Here is a 17,195-nt window from a genome sequence, read left to right as displayed (position 1 = left end):
GGGGTCAGCCGGCAGCGCCGGGGACCGATGGCGATCCCGTGTTGACGACAGCTGCCGCGGGGGATACTCCCCTCCACGCGAGTCCGTCGTGCGCCACACGGTGCGATTGCAAACGGCAACCAGTGGTCACGGGGACTCGATGGGGTGAACGAGCAGCACCCGCCCCGGGTTCCCGGTTCAGCCCGTGAGCGGTGTCACCGGCAGCCGCACCCGGAAGTGCGCGCCCCGGGCCGCGGGTTCGCAGCTGACCTCACCCCCGTGCGCCCGGGCCAGGGCCCGCGCGATCGGCAGCCCCAGCCCGGCGCCGCCGTCCCGGCCGCGGGCCGCGTCCAGCCGCACCAACCGGTCGAACACCCGCTCCCGCTGGTCGGCCGGGACGCCGGGCCCGTCGTCGGTCACGTCCACCTGCGCCTCCTCCCCCACCCGCCCGACCTGGACCCGGACGGCGCCGGCCGGACCGGCCGCGCGGACCGCGTTGCGCAGCAGGTTGTCCAGCACCTGGCCGACCCGGTCGGGGTCGACGTCGGCCGGGACCGGGCCCCCGGTCACCACGACCGGGCCGCCCACCCGGTCGGCGCTGCGCCGGGCCAGGTCCAGCAGGTCGCTCGTCCGCCGGTGCAGCGCGGGGGCGTCCCCGCTGTCCAGCCGGGCCACGTCGAGCAGGTCGCCCACCAGGCGGGCCGACCGCTGCAGCTCGCGGACCGCGCCGGCCAGCAGCTCCTCCCGCCGGTCCCGCGGCGGGTCGCTGCGCAGCACGGTCTCCACCGACGCCTGGACGGCGGCCAGCGGGGTGCGCAGCTCGTGCGCGGCGTCCCCCAGCAGGTCCCGCATGCCGGCCTCGGCCCGGCGGGCGGTCCGCTCGGCGCCCTCCAGCTCGTCGAGCATGTCGTCGAACGCGGCGGCGGTGCTGCCCAGCTCGGTGTGCGGCCGGTCGGGGCGCAGCCGCCGGCCGCGGTCCCCGGAGGTGATCGACCGCGCCAGGGCGGTCATCCGGCCCAGCGGCCGGAGACCGGACCCGACGGCGACGTTGACCAGCGCGGCGGCCAGCAGCAGCGTGACCGCCGAGCCGAGCAGGAGGATCCACCGCAGCTGGGTGACGGCGTCGGTGATCGGGCCCTGGTCGGCGACCAGGGTCAGCTGCGACCCGTCGGACAGCTCAGCGCTCAGCACGTAGGCGTCGCCGGTGTCGAGCACGGCGCCCGGCGTCGGCGCGGGCACACCGGGTCCGGGTCGCGGGCCCTGGCCGGGCGCCGGGGCCGCGGGCGGGTCGGCGATCTGGCCGACCTCCTCGCCGTCCGCGGTCTCCAGGCGGGCCTGCACGGTGTCCCCGGTGACCGCGCTGACCACCTCCTCGTCGGAGCGGCCCTGGTCGACCAGCGTCTGGGCGATCTCGGCGCGGTCGACCAGCCGCTGGCGCAGGTCGCTGCGCAGGTTCGCCCCGAGCACCAGGTCGACGGTGAACCCGAGCAGGACCAGCAGGACGGCGAGCAGGGCGAGGACCCGCAGGCCCAGCCGGCGGCGCAGCGACGCGGTCGCCAGACCGGGCTCGCTCACGCCCGCACCGTGTAGCCCAGCCCGCGCACGGTGTGCACCAGCCGGTCGCCGTGCACCTCGAGCTTGCGGCGCAGGGCGCTGACGTGGACCTCGACCAGGTTGGGGTCGTAGTCCCCGTAGCCCCAGACCTGGGTGAGGATCTGGGTCTTGGAGACCGTGCGGCCGCGGTTGCCGACCAGGTAGTCCAGCAGCCGCAGCTCGGTGGCCGTGAGGTCCAGCCGGGCACCGGCCCGGGTCGCCGTCCCGGCCGGCTCGTCCACCAGCAGGTCACCGACCTCCACCGCGCCCGGCCAGCAGCCCCGGCGGTTGAGCACCGCCCGGACCCGGGCGACCAGCTCGGCCATCGCGAACGGCTTCACCAGGTAGTCGTCGGCGCCGGCGGCGAAGCCGGCCAGCCGGTCGGGCACCGCGTCGCGGGCGGTGAGGACGACGATGCCCGCGTCCCCCGCCCGGCGGACGTCGGCGGCCAGCTCCAGGCCGTCCCGCCCGGGGAGCATGACGTCGAGCACGACCAGGTCGGGCCGGAAGCCCTCCAGGTCCGCGGCCAGCGTGCTGCCGTCGGCGCGGCCCTCGACCAGGCAGCCCTTGTCGGCCAGCGCGGTGACGACGCCGGCGCGGATCGCCGCCTCGTCCTCCACCACCAGCACCCGGGGCCTCGTCTCGCTCTGCACGGGAGCGATGGTGCACGCCCCGACCTGAAGCTGCGCTGAAGAAGTCGCCGGGAGCGCCCGGCTTCAGGGTGGGTTCAGGGTCGGCGCCCACGGTGGGGACACGCCGTCCCGCCCGGGACGGCCCCTGATCCAGGAGGACCCCGTGACCCGCTCCGCCCGCCCCACCCGCTCCCGCCGCTGGACCGCCGTCGTCGTCGGTGGTGCCGCGACCGGCGCCGTCCTGCTCGGCGGCGGCATCGCCCTGGCCGACGGCTCCGACTCCACCACCACCGCGCCGGACGCCCCGTCCGCTCCCTCGGCCCCGGCTGCCGGGGACCGGGTCGTCGGCACCGTCACCGCGGTGTCGGACTCCGCGGTCACCGTCACCGACGACACCGGGACCGAGCACGAGCTGACCCTGTCCGACGACACCCGCTTCGGCGGCGGTCCGGCCGGTGGTCCGGGTGGCGGCCCCGGTGCCGGTGGTCCCGCGGGCGGCCCGGCCCCGGCTGCCCCCGCCGACGGCAGCGCCCCCGAGGCGCCGGCCGGCGGCGAGCTCCCGGCTCCCCCGGCGGACGGCGAGACGCCGGCCGCCCCGGCCGAGGGCGACGCCCCCGCCGCACCAGCGGCCGGCTCCGTTGACGACCTCGCCGTCGGAGACCGGGTCGAGGTCCGGGTGTCCGACGGCGCCGCGCTGGAGGTGCGCGAGGTGGTCGCCACCGTCGACGGCACCGTGGTCTCCGTCGACGGCACCGACCTGACCGTCGTCACCACCCCCGGCCTGCGGGTCGACGTGGACGCCGCCTCGCTGTCCGCGCTCCCGGCGGTCGGCGACGACGTGCACCTGCACGGCACCGTGGCCGACGACGGCCGCTCCGTGGTCGCCGACGACACCGCCGACGGGCCGCGGTGACCACCGCGCTCTGGGTCGACCTGGCCCTCGTCCTGCTGCTGGCCGGCGGCGCCGTCGCCGGTTGGCGGCGGGGCGGGCTCCGGCTCGCCGGCTCGGTCGTCGGGCTCGTGGTCGGGCTGGCGGTCGGTGCGGCCGTCGTCCCGCTGCTGACCGGCTCGCTGCAGGGCACGACCCGCTGGGTGGTCACCCTGGTCGGGATCCTGGTCGCTGCCGCACTGGGGTCCGGGCTGGGTCGGGCGGCAGGTGGGCTGGTCGCCGCCGTGGTCGCCCGGCTGCACCTGTCGGTGCTGGACCGGGCCGCCGGCGCCGTCGGCGGTCTGCTGCTGACGTTCGTGGTGCTGGGCCTGGTGCTGTCGGTGCTCACCCTGGACCCGGGCGCCGGTGGCCAGTGGCTGGCGCCCGCGCGGAGCTCCCAGCTCGGCGCCCTGGCCTCCGGCGCGGCCGACCAGGCGTGGCAGGTCGTCGGCGGGCACACCGCCGGGCTGGACCTCTCGATCCCGGGAGGACCGCGATGAGCTGGCGGGACGGCGACACGGCCGAGTTCCCCGCCGTCCCGTCGACCTGCCGGGCGGTCGCCGACCCACCCACGTGGTCGGGCCGTGGGCGCTGGGCGTGCGCGACGCAGTGCCGACCGAGGAGGCCGGTCCGAGCACGGCACCTCCCGACGACGACGCACCCGCGGGACGCAGCTCCGGTGGGCGCCGGCGGGGTTGGTTCCTCGTCGGGGCCGCCGCGCTCGCGGTCGTCGGGGCCGTAGCCATGGGCGGCGTCGCCGTCGGGTCGGCGATCAGCGGGCCGTCGGCGGCCACCGCCGACGACGGGGCGATGTCGTCCGCCACGGACCCGGCCGCCGGGGACGGACCCGGCTCGACCGGCACCTCGTCCGACGGCGGCTCGTCGGCGGACACCTCGGCGAGCGACCCGGCGGGCTCGGCTGCCGACGTCCCGGCCGCCTCAGCCGCCGCCGTGGACGGCCCGGCCGGTGGACCGGCGGCAGTGGGCGGACCGGCAACAGGCGGCGGGCCGGCGACAGGTGCGGGACCCGCGAGCGGTGCCGGCCCGGTCGCCGACGGTCCCGGCGGCGGGCGACCCGCTGGTGGCCCCCAGGGATGAACCGCGTCCCGGTGGGGTCAGCCGCCGTCGACCGCGGCGTCCCCCACCAGACCGCGGCTCACCCCAAGGACCGGGCGTCCCACCGGCGGGCCCACCGCGCGACGGGGGGATGGTCCGCGGCCGGCCGCGGACCATCCCCCACCACGCCGGACCATCCCCCGCATGCCCGCGCCGACGCGGGTGCGGCGCCGGGGTCCGGCGCCGGGTTCAGCTGACCCCGGCGCCGCTGGGTCAGGCGTGCGCCTGGTCGAACTGGCGCAGCTCGCGCTTGAGCTCGTTGAGCTCGTCGCGCAGCCGGGCAGCCACCTCGAACTGCAGCTCCCGGGCAGCGGCCAGCATCTGGTCGTTCATCTCGGTGATCATGTCGGCCAGCGCAGCCCGCGGCAGACCCTCGACGTCGATCGCACCGGCCTTCTTGCCCTTGGCCTTCGACGACAGCCCGGGCACCGGGGCCTTGCCGCGGGACTGCTGCCGGCCCGACCCGCCGAACTCCTCGGTCGCCCGCTCGGCGTCCTCGCTGGCCTTGTAGATGCCGTCGAGGATGTCGACGATCTTCTTGCGCAGCGGCTGCGGGTCGACGCCCTTCTCCTTGTTGTAGGCGATCTGCTTCTCCCGCCGCCGACCGGTCTCGTCGATCGCCTGCGCCATCGACGGGGTGATCTTGTCGGCGTACATGTGCACCTGGCCGGACACGTTGCGCGCGGCGCGGCCGATGGTCTGGATCAGCGAGGTGCCCGACCGGAGGAAGCCCTCCTTGTCCGCGTCGAGGATCGCCACCAGCGACACCTCGGGCAGGTCCAGGCCTTCGCGCAGCAGGTTGATCCCGACCAGCACGTCGTACTCGCCCTGCCGCAGCTCGCGCAGCAGCTCCACCCGGCGCAGGGTGTCGACCTCGGAGTGCAGGTACCGCACCTTGATGCCCAGTTCGAGCAGGTAGTCGGTGAGGTCCTCGCTCATCTTCTTGGTCAGCGTGGTGACCAGGACCCGCTCGTCCTTCTCGGTGCGGGTGCGGATCTCGTGCACCAGGTCGTCGATCTGGCCCTTGGTCGGCTTGACCACGATCTCCGGGTCGACCAGACCGGTGGGCCGGATGACCTGCTCCACGAACTCGCCCTGGGTGCGGCCCAGCTCGTACTTGCCGGGGGTGGCCGACAGGTAGACGGCCTGGCCGATCCGGTCGGTGAACTCCTCCCACTTCAGCGGGCGGTTGTCCATCGCCGAGGGCAGCCGGAACCCGTGGTCGACCAGGGTGCGCTTGCGGCTCATGTCGCCCTCGTACATGCCGCCGATCTGCGGCACCGTCACGTGCGACTCGTCGATGACCAGCAGGAAGTCGTCGGGGAAGTAGTCGATGAGGCAGGCACCGGCCGAGCCGGCCGCCCGGCCGTCGATGTGCCGCGAGTAGTTCTCGATGCCCGAGCAGAACCCGACCTGGCGCATCATCTCGATGTCGTAGGTGGTCCGCATGCGCAGCCGCTGGGCCTCCAGCAGCTTGCCCTGCTTGTCCAGCTCCGCCAGCCGGGCCTCCAGTTCGGCCTCGATGCCGCCGATCGCCCGCTCCATGCGCTCGGGGCCGGCCACGTAGTGCGTCGCCGGGAAGACGAAGAGCTCCTCGACCTCGCGGACCACCTCGCCGGTGAGCGGGTGCAGGTAGTACAGCCGCTCCACCTCGTCGCCGAACATCTCGATCCGGACGGCGAGCTCCTCGTAGACCGGGAAGATCTCGATGGTGTCGCCGCGCACCCGGAAGGTGCCGCGGGTGAAGGCCAGGTCGTTGCGGGTGTACTGCTCGGTGACCAGCGTGCGCAGCAGCTCGTCCCGGTCGCGCTCCTGGCCCAGGGAGATCTTCAGCGCCCGGTCCACGTACTCCTGCGGGGTGCCCAGGCCGTAGATGCAGGACACCGTGGACACCACGACCACGTCGCGCCGGGTGAGCAGGCTCTGGGTGGTGGAGTGCCGCAGCCGCTCGACCTCCTCGTTGATCGAGGAGTCCTTCTCGATGTAGGTGTCCGTCTGCGGGACGTAGGCCTCGGGCTGGTAGTAGTCGTAGTAGGAGACGAAGTACTCGACCGCGTTGTTGGGCAGCAGTTCCTTGAACTCGTTGGCCAGCTGGGCGGCCAGGGTCTTGTTCGGCGCCATGACCAGCGTCGGGCGCTGCACCTGCTCGATCAGCCAGGCGGTCGTGGCCGACTTGCCGGTGCCGGTGGCGCCCAGCAGCACGGTGTCCTTCTGGCCCGCCTTCACCGCCGCCGACAGCTCCGCGATCGCCGTCGGCTGGTCGCCGGCGGGCTGGTACTCGCTGATCACCTCGAAGGTGCCGCGGGTGGGTCGGAGGTCGGTCGTGGCGGTCACCCATCGAATGTAGGACGGGGTACCGACAATTCCACCCGGCCGACGGGGACGACCCCGGGCACGGGTGGGACCACAGTGGCGTAACTACACGGATGTGACTTCCTCGGCCCAGGATCTTGCGCACGGCGAACGCCCTGCCTAGCGTGGGTGCCGCAGGACCGACGGAGACGTCGTCACCCGAGCCGCACGGCCCGCCCCGGCGGGGACCACGGACGGCCACGACGCTCCGGTACCACCCGGGTCACCCCGGGCACGGCCGGCTCCCGTCCCGCACCGCCCCGGCGACCTCGGTCGTCGGCCACGAAGCCCCTCCGGCCCGCGCCCGAGGGGCTTCGTCGCGTCCGGACCACCACACCCGGCGGACCCGGCCGGGCCACGGCAGACTCGTCCCGGGCCCGTCGTGACCCGATCGTCACCGGCCCCAGGTGTGGTGCCGGCGACCCGTGGGCACCGGCGCCCTGGCACGTCCGCTCCACCCGGCCCCGGACCCACCGCGGCCGCCCAGCGCAGGAGGAACACGACTTTCATGACCACCCAGGTCTGGCCAGGTACCGCCTACCCCCTCGGGGCGACCTACGACGGCACCGGCACGAACTTCGCGATCTTCAGCGAGGTGGCCGAGAAGGTCGAGCTGTGCCTGTTCGACGCCGACGGCACCGAGGAGCGCATCCGGCTGCCCGAGATGGACGCCTTCGTCTGGCACGCGTTCCTGCCCGGCGTCCAGCCCGGCCAGCGCTACGGCTTCCGCGTGCACGGCCCGTACGACCCCGAGCAGGGCCAGCGCTGCAACCCGAACAAGCTGCTGATGGACCCCTACGCGAAGGCCGTCGACGGCGGCATCGACTGGGACCCCTCGGTGTTCGGCTACGACTTCGAGACCAAGGAACGCAACGACGAGGACAGCGCGGCGCACATGCCCAAGTCCGTCGTCGTCAGCCCGTTCTTCGACTGGGGCAACGACCGGCTGCCGCGCATCCCGTACCACAAGTCGGTGATCTACGAGGCCCACGTCAAGGGCCTGACGATGACCCACCCGCGCATCCCCGAGGAGCTGCGCGGCACCTACGCCGGCATCGCGCACCCGGCGATCATCGAGCACCTCACCGACCTGGGCGTCACCGCCCTCGAGCTCATGCCCGTCCACGAGTTCGTGCAGGACGACACCCTGCAGCAGAAGGGCCTGCGCAACTACTGGGGCTACAACTCGATCGGGTTCTTCGCCCCGCACCACGAGTACGCCAGCAACCAGGACCCCGGCATGGCCGTGCAGGAGTTCAAGGGCATGGTCCGGGCCCTGCACGACGCCGGCATCGAGGTGATCCTCGACGTGGTCTACAACCACACCGCCGAGGGCAACCACAACGGCCCGACGCTGTCGTTCAAGGGCATCGACAACCAGGCCTACTACCGCCTGGTCGCCGACGACAAGCAGTTCTACATGGACACCACCGGCACCGGGAACTCGCTGAACGTCGCGAACCCGCAGTCGCTGCAGCTGATCATGGACTCGCTGCGCTACTGGGTCACCGAGATGCACGTCGACGGGTTCCGCTTCGACCTGGCCTCCACGCTGGCCCGTCAGTTCCACGAGGTCGACCGGCTGTCGGCGTTCTTCGACCTGGTGCACCAGGACCCGGTCGTCAGCCAGGTCAAGCTCATCGCCGAGCCCTGGGACATCGGCGACGGCGGCTACCAGGTCGGCAACTTCCCGTCGCTGTGGACGGAGTGGAACGGCAAGTACCGCGACACGGTCCGCGACTTCTGGCGCGGCGAGGACGCCACGGTCGGCGAGTTCGCCAGCCGGATCACCGGCTCGGCCGACCTCTACCAGCACTCGGGACGACGTCCGGTCGCCAGCATCAACTTCGTCACCGCCCACGACGGCTTCACCATCAACGACCTCGTCTCCTACAACGACAAGCACAACGAGGCCAACGGCGAGGACAACAACGACGGCGAGAGCCACAACCGCAGCTGGAACTGCGGCGTCGAGGGCGAGACCGACGACCCGGAGATCCTGGCCCTGCGCGCCCAGCAGCGCCGCAACTTCATCGCCACGCTGATGCTGAGCCAGGGCGTGCCGATGCTGCTGCACGGCGACGAGCTGGGCCGCAGCCAGGGCGGCAACAACAACGGCTACTGCCAGGACTCCGAGATCACCTGGATCGACTGGTCCGACGTGGACGAGGGCCTGGTCGAGTTCACCAAGCTGGTCACCCACCTGCGCCACGACCACCCGACCTTCCGCCGCCGCCGCTTCTTCAACGGCCGCCCGGTCGGCCGCGGCGAGGGCGACCCGGTGCCCGACATCGCCTGGCTGACCCCGGCCGGCGAGCTGATGACCGAGGAGGACTGGGACGCCCACTACGCCAAGAGCGTCGCGGTCTACCTCAACGGCAACGGGATCCGGTCCACCGACGAGCGCGGCGAGACCGTCACCGACGACTGCTTCATCCTCGCCTTCAACGCCTGGCACGAGGACATCGAGTTCACCCTGCCCAGCTCGGAGTACGCCCCGACCTGGACGGTCGTCGTCGACACCGCCGAGTTCGGCCCGGTCGAGCCCAACGAGAGCCAGGCCGGCGACGTCCTGACCGTCAAGGGCCGGGCCATGGTCGTCCTGCGCAGCGTCTCGTGACCACACCCACGGGGGACGCACGCCGGGGGGTGCCGTCGGGCACCTACCGCCTGCAGTTCCACGCCGACTTCACCCTGGACGACGGCGCCGCCGTGGTCGGCTACCTGGCCGACCTCGGGGTGAGCCACGCCTACGCCTCGCCGCTGCTGCGCTCGGCCGAGGGCTCCAACCACGGCTACGACACCACCGACCACGCGCACGTCGACGAGGCGCGCGGGGGCCGCCCGGCCCTCGAGCGCCTCGTCGCCGCGCTGCACGAGCGCGGCCTGGGCCTCGTGCTGGACCTGGTGCCCAACCACATGGGCGTGGACGACGCCCACGCCGCGCAGTGGTGGTGGTCGCTGCTCGAGCTGGGGCAGGACAGCCCGCACGCGCACGCCTTCGACGTCGACTGGGACTTCGGCGGCGGCCGGGTCCGGCTGCCGGTGCTGGGGTCGGCCGACGACCTGGCCGAGCTGTCGGTCTCCGACGGCGAGCTCCGCTACTACGAGCACCGCTTCCCGGTCGCCCCGGGCACCGACGGGGGCACCCCGCAGGAGGTGCACGACCGGCAGCACTACGAACTGGTCGACTGGCGCCGGGCCGACGCCGACCTGAACTACCGGCGGTTCTTCGCGATCAACACCCTGGCCGGGCTCCGGGTGGAGGACGAGCGGGTCTTCGAGGCCACCCACGCCCTGGTCCGCGAGATGCTGGCGGCCGGGTGGGTGGACGGGCTGCGGATCGACCACCCCGACGGCCTGGCCGACCCGGGGCAGTACCTGGACCGGCTGGCCGAGCTCAGCGGCCGCCGGTGGACCGTGGTGGAGAAGATCCTGGAGCCCGGCGAGGACCTGCCCGGGGGCTGGGCCACCGCCGGCACCACCGGCTACGACGCGCTGGCCGAGGTGGACGGCGTCCTGGTGGACCCGGCCGGGGAGCCGGCCCTCACCGCGCTGGACACCGAGGTCACCGGGCACCCGGTCGACTACGCCGAGCTCGTGCACGGCACCAAGCGCGAGGTCACCGACGGCATCCTCGGGTCCGAGGTCGCCCGGCTCGCGCGGCTGGTCGGTGACCTGCCCGGCGTCCCGGCCGAGCAGGTGAGCCAGGCGCTCGCCGAGCTGCTGGCCTGCTTCGACGTCTACCGCACCTACCTGCCCGCGGGCCGGGAACACCTGGACAGCACGGTCGCCGCCGTCCGGGAGCGCCGTCCCGACCTCACCGCCGCCGTCGACGGGCTGCACCCGCTGCTGGCCACCCCGCACACCGAGCTGGCCACCCGCTTCGAGCAGACGTCGGGCCCGGTCATGGCCAAGGGGGTGGAGGACAGCGCCTACTACCGCTGGTCCCGCTTCGTCGCGCTCAACGAGGTGGGCGGTGACCCCACCCGCTTCGGGTTGCCGGTCGCCGACTTCCACGCCGCGCAGGACCGGCGCGCGGAGCAGCGTGCGGCCTCGATGACGACGCTGTCCACCCACGACACCAAGCGCAGCGAGGACGTCCGGGCACGGCTGGCCGTGCTGGCCGAGCTGCCCGGTGAGTGGGCCGGTCTGGTGCGCGGCTGGCTGACCCGGCACCCGCTGGCCGACCGCCCGCTGGCCCACCAGGTCTGGCAGAACCTGGTCGGCGCGTGGCCGCTGACCCCCGAGCGGGCGCACGCCTACGCGGAGAAGGCGGCCCGCGAGGCCGGGACCTCGACCACCTACACCGCGGTCGACGAGGAGTTCGAGGCCTCGCTGCACGCGATGGTGGACGCCGCGTTCGAGGACCCGACGACCCGCGCCGAGATCGACGCCTTCGTCGAGCGGATCGCCCCGTACGGCTGGTCGAACTCGCTCGCCCAGAAGCTGCTGCAGCTGACCATGGCCGGCGTCCCGGACGTCTACCAGGGCACCGAGCTGTGGGACTTCTCCCTGGTGGACCCGGACAACCGCCGGCCGGTGGACTACGCGCAGCGTCGCGCGCTGCTCGCCGAGCTCGAGGCCGGCACCGTCCCGGCGGTCGACGCGACCGGCGCGGCCAAGCTGCTGGTGGTCTCGCGGGCGCTGCGGCACCGCCGGGACTCCCCCGAGGCGTTCGCCGGCTACACCGCGGTCGAGGTCGCCGGCCCGGCGGCCGACCACGCGGTGGCCTTCGACCGCGGCGGGGTCGTCACGGTCGCCACCCGGCTGCCGGTGCGGCTGGCCGCCGACGGCGGCTGGCGGGACACCGCGCTGCAGCTGCCGCACGGCGGCTGGCGCGACCTGCTCACCGGTACCCGGGTCGTCTCCGACGCCCGCGGCGCCCAGCTGGCCGAGGTGCTCGACGCACTCCCGGTCGCCCTCCTCGTGAAGGTCTGAAGAAGGACCATGAGCACCGAGCCGACCGAGTTCGCCGTCTGGGCGCCGCTGCCCCAGCAGGTCCGCCTGCAGCTGGACGGCGCCGTCCACGAGATGACCCGGGACGACGACGGGTGGTGGCGGGCGACCGTCCCCGCCGCGCCGGAGGCCGACTACGGCTTCCTGCTCGACGACACCACCCCCGCCCGACCGNACCCCCGGAGCCACCCCCAGCGCCGGGAGCCGTCCCGGCGCTGGGGGTGGCTCCGGGGGTCGTGGACCACGTCGTCCGCCCCGGGGCACCCGCGGTCGGCACGGCGGAGGCCGACCCGGCGTCATCCACGCCGTCGGGGACCCCGGGCCGCTGGGTCATCGCGCCGGGCTGCCGGGTGGCGTCGGCCAGCGCCCCCGGACCCTGCACGTCGGCGGCCCCGGCCGCGGGCGCACCGGCCGGACCCGGGGTGCCGGCGACGGCCAGCACCGCCAGCACCACGCCGACCGGCACGACGGCCACCGCTGCCCACCGGCCGCGGTGCCGGTGCACCGGGCGCGGGCCGACCAGCGGCCGGCGCGGGCCATCCAGCCGCGGGCCCACCAGCGGCGTGCCGATCGCCCGGTCGGGAGGGGGTGTGGCCATGCCTGCAGGTCCTCGTCGGTCGGGGTGGCCCGGTCGGGCCCGTCCAGCGCGAGGGTGCCACCGGGTGAGCACCCGGCGGCGGGATCAGGCCTGGTCAGAGCGGTCCCGGGCCCGCTCCGGGCCGGCGCGGCGGCGGTTCGTGACCCTTCGTGGTCGGTGGCCAGGTCGGATCGCCGCCGGGCTGCTTGACTGCTGCGGTGGACCTGCCCGTGAACCCGCCGGTCAAGCCGATGCTCGCCAAGGCCGCCAAGGAGGTGCCCGAGGGCGACTTCTTCTACGAGCCCAAGTGGGACGGCTTCCGCTGCATCGTCTTCCGCGACGGCGACGAGGTGGAGCTGGGCAGCCGCAACGAGCGGCCGCTGACCCGGTACTTCCCCGAGGTGGTCGAGGCGGTCAAGGCCCAGCTGCCGGAGCGGTGCGTGCTCGACGGCGAGATCGTCGTCCCCCGCGGGGACCGGCTGCACTTCGAGTCCCTGCTGCAGCGGATCCACCCCGCCAAGTCGCGGGTGGACAAGCTGGCCGCGGAGACCCCGGCGTCCTTCCTGGTCTTCGACGTCCTGGCGCTCGGCGACGAGTCGCTGGTCGACCTGCCCTTCCGGGACCGGCAGGCCCGGCTGCGCGAGGCACTGGCCCACGTGCAGGCACCGGTCTACGTCACCACGCTGACCACCGACGCCGCCGTCGCCCGGCGGTGGTTCGAGGAGTTCGAGGGCGCCGGCCTGGACGGCGTCGTCGCCAAGCCCGGCGACGCGCCCTACTCCCCCGACCAGCGCACGATGACCAAGGTCAAGCACGTGCGCACCGCCGACGTCGTGGTCGCCGGGTTCCGCTGGCACAAGACGTCCACCCCGGAGGCACCGCTGGTCGGCTCGCTGCTGCTGGGCCTGCACCGGGACGGCGAGCTGCAGCACATCGGGGTGGCCGCCTCGTTCACCACCAAGCGCCGCGCCGAGCTGGTCGAGGAGCTCGAGCCCTACCGGCTCACCGACCTCGACGCCCATCCCTGGGGCGCCTGGGCCAACGCGCAGGCGGAGTGGTCCGAGGGCCACCCCGGCCAACGGATGCCCGGTGCGCAGAGCCGGTGGAACGCCGGCAAGGACCTGTCCTGGGTGCCGCTGCGGCCCGAGCTGGTGGTGGAGATCCGGTACGACCAGCTCGAGGGCGAGCGGCTGCGGCACACCGGGCAGTTCCAGCGGTGGCGCCCGGACAAGGACGCCGCCGACTGCACCTACGACCAGCTCGACATCCCGGTCAGCTACGACCTCGGGGAGGTCCTCGGCGGTCGAGCGGAGGGGTGAGCGGAGGTTGAGAGCCTGACCACCTGGGGCTGCCGGGACGGGCGTGACGGCCCGGGCCCTCCTAGGGTGGTTCCCCGTGACCGCTGTCCCCCGTCGTCCCGCCGTCCTGGTGGCGCTGCTCTCCGTCGTCCTCGTCGTGCTGTCGGCCTGCTCCTCCGGCGACTCCGCCGACGAGGCCGCGACCAGCTCGTCGGCCGCCTCGGCCACCCCGACCGAGACCCCGGTGCAGCCGGTCGAGTGGACCGACTGCACCGCCGACATCGCGCCGATCATCGCCGGGCGCCCCGGTGCGGACCGGCCGCTGACCTTCGGCTGCGGGCAGATCGAGGTCCCGCTGAGCTATGACGACCCGACCGGCCCGACCCTGTCGCTGTTCGCCGTCCGTGCGGTCTCGGGCACCCAGACCGACCGGATCGGGTCGCTGGTGGTCAACCCCGGCGGGCCGGGCCTGTCGGCCACCGACGCGGCCGTGCAGTCCGCGCTGACGCTGCCCGACGCCGTCGTGGGCCGCTTCGACGTGGTCGGGGTGGACCCGCGCGGGGTGGGGCTGTCCCAGCCGGTGGAGTGCATCTCCGACGGCACCAAGGACGAGATCACCGCCGCCGAGCCCCGACCCAGCACCGCCGACGAGCTGGACGCCGCCTTCGCCCTCGCCGACGACGTCGCGCAGGGCTGCGCGGACACCTACGGCGCCGGGCTCGGTGCGTTCTCCACCGTCGACTCCGCCCGGGACCTCGACCGGGTGCGCCAGGCCGTCGGCGACACCCAGCTGACCTACCTGGGCTACAGCTACGGCACCACGCTGGGCTCCACCTACGCCGAGCTGTTCCCGGGCCAGGTGCGGGCGCTGGTGCTCGACGGCGCCGTGGACCCCGAGGCCGACCCCCAGGAGGCCGCCGAGGCGCAGGCGCAGGGCTTCGAGGCCGCCTTCGACGCCTTCGCGGCCAACTGCACGGCCCTGGTGGGCGGCTGCCCGGTCGGCGCTGACCCGCGCACGTTCGTCAACGACCTGCTCACCCAGGCCGAGACCACCCCGATCCCCAGCAGCCGGGAGGGCGAGACCCGGCAGGCGACGCCCGGCCTGGTGCTGGCCGCCGTCCGGTCCGCCCTCTACAACCCCGCCGCCTGGCCGCAGCTGGCCCAGTCGCTGGCCGCCGCGCAGGCCGGGGACGCAGCCGGCGTGCTGACCCTGGCCGACACCTTCACCGGGCGCGGCGAGGACGGCAGCTACACCAACACGATCGACGCCAACCTCACGGTCAGCTGCTCGGACACCGAGGAGACCTACTCCCAGGACGACGTCCGGGCGCTGGTCGCCGACTGGGGCACCCGCTACCCGCTGTTCGGCGCGGACTCGGCGCTGTCGCTCTACACCTGCACGCCGTGGGAGGCCCCGCGCACCCCGCTGCCCGAGCGCAACGCCGAGGGCGCCGCGCCGATCCTGGTCGTCGGCACGCAGGGCGACCCGGTCACCCCGCTGCCCGGCGCCGTCGACATGGCCGAGGACCTCACCTCGGGCGTGCTGCTGACCTGGCAGGGCAGCGGGCACACCGCCTACCCGAAGACCGAGTGCGTGACGACGGCCGTGGACTCCTACCTGGTGGACCTGGCCGCGCCGGCAGCCGACCTGACCTGCCCCGCCTGAGCCCCTAGGGTCGCGCCCATGGCCAGCAGCAAGGACGCCGTGGTGCTCGACGTGGACGGGCGGGAGATCCGGGTCTCCAGCCCGGGCCGGGTGGTCTACGACGCCACGGACACCACCCCGCAGGTGACCAAGCTGCAGGTGTGCGAGTACGTCGCCGCCGTCTCCGGCCCGATGCTCCGGGCGCTGGGCGACCGCCCCACGGCCATGGAGCGCTGGCCGGACGGCTGGCACGAGGGCATGCGGCTGGCCACCGGCCCGCGCGACCCGGACGCCGACGGCTTCTACCAGAAGCGGCTGCCCAAGGGCGCCCCCGACTGGATCGAGACGGCCCGGATCACCTTCCCCAGCGGCCGGACGGCGGACGAGCTGTGCCCCACCGAGGCGGCGCACCTGGTGTGGGCCGCCCAGATGGGCACGCTGACCTTCCACCCGTGGCCGGTGCGCCGTCCCGACGTCGACCACCCCGACGAGCTGCGGATCGACCTGGACCCGCAGCCGGGCACCACGTTCGCCGACGTCCGCCGGGTCGCCGACACCACCCGGGAGCTGCTGGCCGAGCTCGGGATCCGCGGCTACGCCAAGACCAGCGGCAACCGGGGCGTGCACGTCTACGTCCGGATCCGCCCCGAGCACTCCTTCGAGGACGTCCGGCACGCCGCCATCGGGCTGGGCCGCGAGCTCGAGCGCCGGGACGACGGCGTCACCACCGCCTGGTGGAAGGAGGAGCGCGGCGAGCGGGTGTTCGTGGACTTGAACCAGAACAACCGGGACCGCACCATCGCCGGCGCCTGGAGCCTGCGGGCCCGCCCGGGCGCCCCGGTCAGCACCCCGGTCACCTGGGCGCAGCTGGCCGAGGTGGACGACCCCGCCGTGCTCAACATCCACACCGTGCCCGAGCGGCTGGCCGACGGCGATCCCTGGGCCGACGTGGACGACGTCGCCCACGACCTCGCCCCGCTGCTGGAGCTGTGGGAGACCCTGCCCGGCGGGGAGCTGAACTTCCCGCCGGACTACCCGAAGATGCCCGGCGAGCCCCCGCGGGTGCAGCCCAGCAAGAAGGTCCAGGCCCACTGGGACGGCGACGGGAACCGCGTCACGGACCCCGCGGACGGTGCCGACACACCCGCGTGAGGGGTGCCGTGCTCGCGCCGCTGGACACGTGTGGTTAGTGTTCAGTCGTCGGGAAGGCTCTGTAAGTGGCAGGACCCCGACGTACGACCTCAGCTAGGAGCGAGCAATGCCCGAAGGAACAGTGAAGTGGTTCAACGCCGAGAAGGGGTTCGGCTTTGCCACCCCCGATGGCGGCGGCCCGGACGTCTTCGTCCACTACTCGGCGATTCAGACCAGCGGGTACCGCTCGCTCGATGAGGGCCAGCGCATCTCGTTCGACGTCGAGCAGGGCCAGAAGGGCCCGCAGGCTGCGAACGTCAACCCGGTCTGATCTCTGACCGGCGGCTGACCTCAGCCACCTGAACCACCGGCAGCGCCCCTCGACCTCCGGGTCGCGGGGCGCTGTCGCGTTCTCGCCTAGTGCGCCCGGGGGACGTAGCCGCCGATGAGCGCCGACATCAGCAGGGCACCGGCGTCGGGGCCCACCGCGGTCGCCGCGTCGGCCAGCGCCCGCCAGCGGTCCCGTTCCACCTCGGTGGCGGCCCCCGCTGCCCGGGCGGCCAGCTGCTCGCCGAGGCGCTCCCACTCCGACTGCGGGGTCGGCCAGAGCCCGGTCAGCCGGCGGGCCTCCCCGGAGATGCCGGTGATCCGGACGACGTCGCCGGCCACGTTCGTCAGCGCCGCCACGTAGCCGGTGTCTACCAGCCCGCGGACGGCGGCGACCACCTGCGGCCGGGGCAGGCCGCTGGCCGGGACGACCTGGCCGAGGTAGGGCGCTCCACCGTGCGCAGGGCTGTCCACGAGCCGGGCGACGGCACGCAGGACGGGCAGATCACGGGTGAACCAGGAGTCGGGCAGCAAGTCGGGCACCGGACCACGTTACGGGGTCCTGCTGTGCAACCCGGACCGTGAGCACCGGTCATGACCACGGCGAAGAAAGTCACCTGCTGTTCATGGACCCGGACACAGCGCGCTGACAGGATCG

Annotated in this window: 13 protein-coding genes; 9 read left to right on the top strand and 4 right to left on the bottom strand. The window is 74.1% G+C overall.

All coding sequences use genetic code 11. From position 1 onward, the window contains the following. Nucleotides 1-177: 177 nt before the first annotated feature. Both LFA75_RS20205 and LFA75_RS20200 read right to left on the bottom strand, forming a co-directional pair. On the bottom strand, nt 178-1,554 hold the full coding sequence (locus LFA75_RS20205) for a HAMP domain-containing sensor histidine kinase (RefSeq protein WP_225235384.1): 1,377 nt from the start codon (nt 1,552-1,554) through the stop codon (nt 178-180). Next, on the bottom strand, nt 1,551-2,225 hold the full coding sequence (locus LFA75_RS20200) for a response regulator transcription factor (protein WP_225235383.1): 675 nt from the start codon (nt 2,223-2,225) through the stop codon (nt 1,551-1,553). Before LFA75_RS20200 ends, LFA75_RS20205 begins: the two co-directional genes overlap by 4 nt. 142 nt (nt 2,226-2,367) lie before the next feature. Here LFA75_RS20200 and LFA75_RS20195 point away from each other — a divergent pair, with 142 nt between their 5' ends. Continuing rightward, the gene (locus LFA75_RS20195; RefSeq protein WP_225235382.1) at nt 2,368-3,117 is read left to right on the top strand and encodes a hypothetical protein; all 750 of its coding nucleotides are present in this window, start codon (nt 2,368-2,370) and stop codon (nt 3,115-3,117) included. Next, nucleotides 3,114-3,632: a CvpA family protein gene (locus LFA75_RS20190; RefSeq protein WP_225235381.1), complete on the top strand. Its 519-nt coding sequence runs from the start codon at nt 3,114-3,116 to the stop codon at nt 3,630-3,632. Before LFA75_RS20195 ends, LFA75_RS20190 begins: the two co-directional genes overlap by 4 nt. An 829-nt stretch (nt 3,633-4,461) precedes the next feature. Here LFA75_RS20190 and uvrB read toward each other — a convergent pair. Continuing rightward, nucleotides 4,462-6,582: an excinuclease ABC subunit UvrB gene (uvrB, locus tag LFA75_RS20185; RefSeq protein WP_225235380.1), complete on the bottom strand. Its 2,121-nt coding sequence runs from the start codon at nt 6,580-6,582 to the stop codon at nt 4,462-4,464. A 526-nt stretch (nt 6,583-7,108) separates the two neighbouring features. On the opposite strand from uvrB, the gene glgX reads away from it, so the two are divergent. The 7 genes from glgX (at nt 7,109) to LFA75_RS20150 (ending at nt 16,541) form a co-directional block, all read left to right on the top strand. After that, a complete protein-coding gene (glgX, locus tag LFA75_RS20180; RefSeq protein ID WP_225235379.1) occupies nt 7,109-9,220 on the top strand; it encodes a glycogen debranching protein GlgX in 2,112 nt (703 codons plus the stop codon). Further along, a complete protein-coding gene (treY, locus tag LFA75_RS20175) occupies nt 9,217-11,541 on the top strand; it encodes a malto-oligosyltrehalose synthase (protein WP_225235378.1) in 2,325 nt (774 codons plus the stop codon). Before glgX ends, treY begins: the two co-directional genes overlap by 4 nt. Before the next feature lie 9 nt (nt 11,542-11,550). Beyond that, nucleotides 11,551-12,225: a hypothetical protein gene (locus LFA75_RS20170; RefSeq protein WP_225235377.1), complete on the top strand. Its 675-nt coding sequence runs from the start codon at nt 11,551-11,553 to the stop codon at nt 12,223-12,225. Nucleotides 12,226-12,354: 129 nt separating this feature from the next. Next, nucleotides 12,355-13,455, top strand: coding sequence for an ATP-dependent DNA ligase (locus LFA75_RS20165; RefSeq protein ID WP_225235376.1), 1,101 nt, complete (start codon nt 12,355-12,357; stop codon nt 13,453-13,455). 76 nt (nt 13,456-13,531) lie between these two features. Beyond that, nucleotides 13,532-15,100: an alpha/beta hydrolase gene (locus LFA75_RS20160; RefSeq protein ID WP_225235375.1), complete on the top strand. Its 1,569-nt coding sequence runs from the start codon at nt 13,532-13,534 to the stop codon at nt 15,098-15,100. A gap of 18 nt (nt 15,101-15,118) precedes the next feature. Then, a complete protein-coding gene (locus tag LFA75_RS20155; RefSeq protein WP_225235374.1) occupies nt 15,119-16,231 on the top strand; it encodes a DNA polymerase domain-containing protein in 1,113 nt (370 codons plus the stop codon). A 106-nt stretch (nt 16,232-16,337) separates the two neighbouring features. Then, a complete protein-coding gene (locus LFA75_RS20150) occupies nt 16,338-16,541 on the top strand; it encodes a cold-shock protein (protein WP_055766945.1) in 204 nt (67 codons plus the stop codon). Nucleotides 16,542-16,627: 86 nt separating this feature from the next. Here LFA75_RS20150 and LFA75_RS20145 read toward each other — a convergent pair whose 3' ends face one another. Then, nucleotides 16,628-17,080: a hypothetical protein gene (locus tag LFA75_RS20145; protein ID WP_225235373.1), complete on the bottom strand. Its 453-nt coding sequence runs from the start codon at nt 17,078-17,080 to the stop codon at nt 16,628-16,630. Nucleotides 17,081-17,195 lie beyond the last annotated feature (115 nt).

It is taken from the genome of Klenkia terrae, from assembly GCF_900491935.1.
GTDB classification, from domain to species: domain Bacteria; phylum Actinomycetota; class Actinomycetes; order Mycobacteriales; family Geodermatophilaceae; genus Klenkia; species Klenkia terrae.
Note: the sequence above shows the minus strand (reverse complement) of the source record. Positions and strands in the feature narration are given on the sequence as shown.

Bases quoted from the DNA above. Each gene is read 5' to 3' on its own strand.
- glgX (WP_225235379.1), top strand. From the start codon at position 7,109: ATGACCACCCAGGTCTGGCCAGGTACCGCCTACCCCCTCGGGGCGACC.
- LFA75_RS20155 (WP_225235374.1), top strand. From the start codon at position 15,119: ATGGCCAGCAGCAAGGACGCCGTGGTGCTCGACGTGGACGGGCGGGAG.
- LFA75_RS20150 (WP_055766945.1), top strand. From the start codon at position 16,338: ATGCCCGAAGGAACAGTGAAGTGGTTCAACGCCGAGAAGGGGTTCGGC.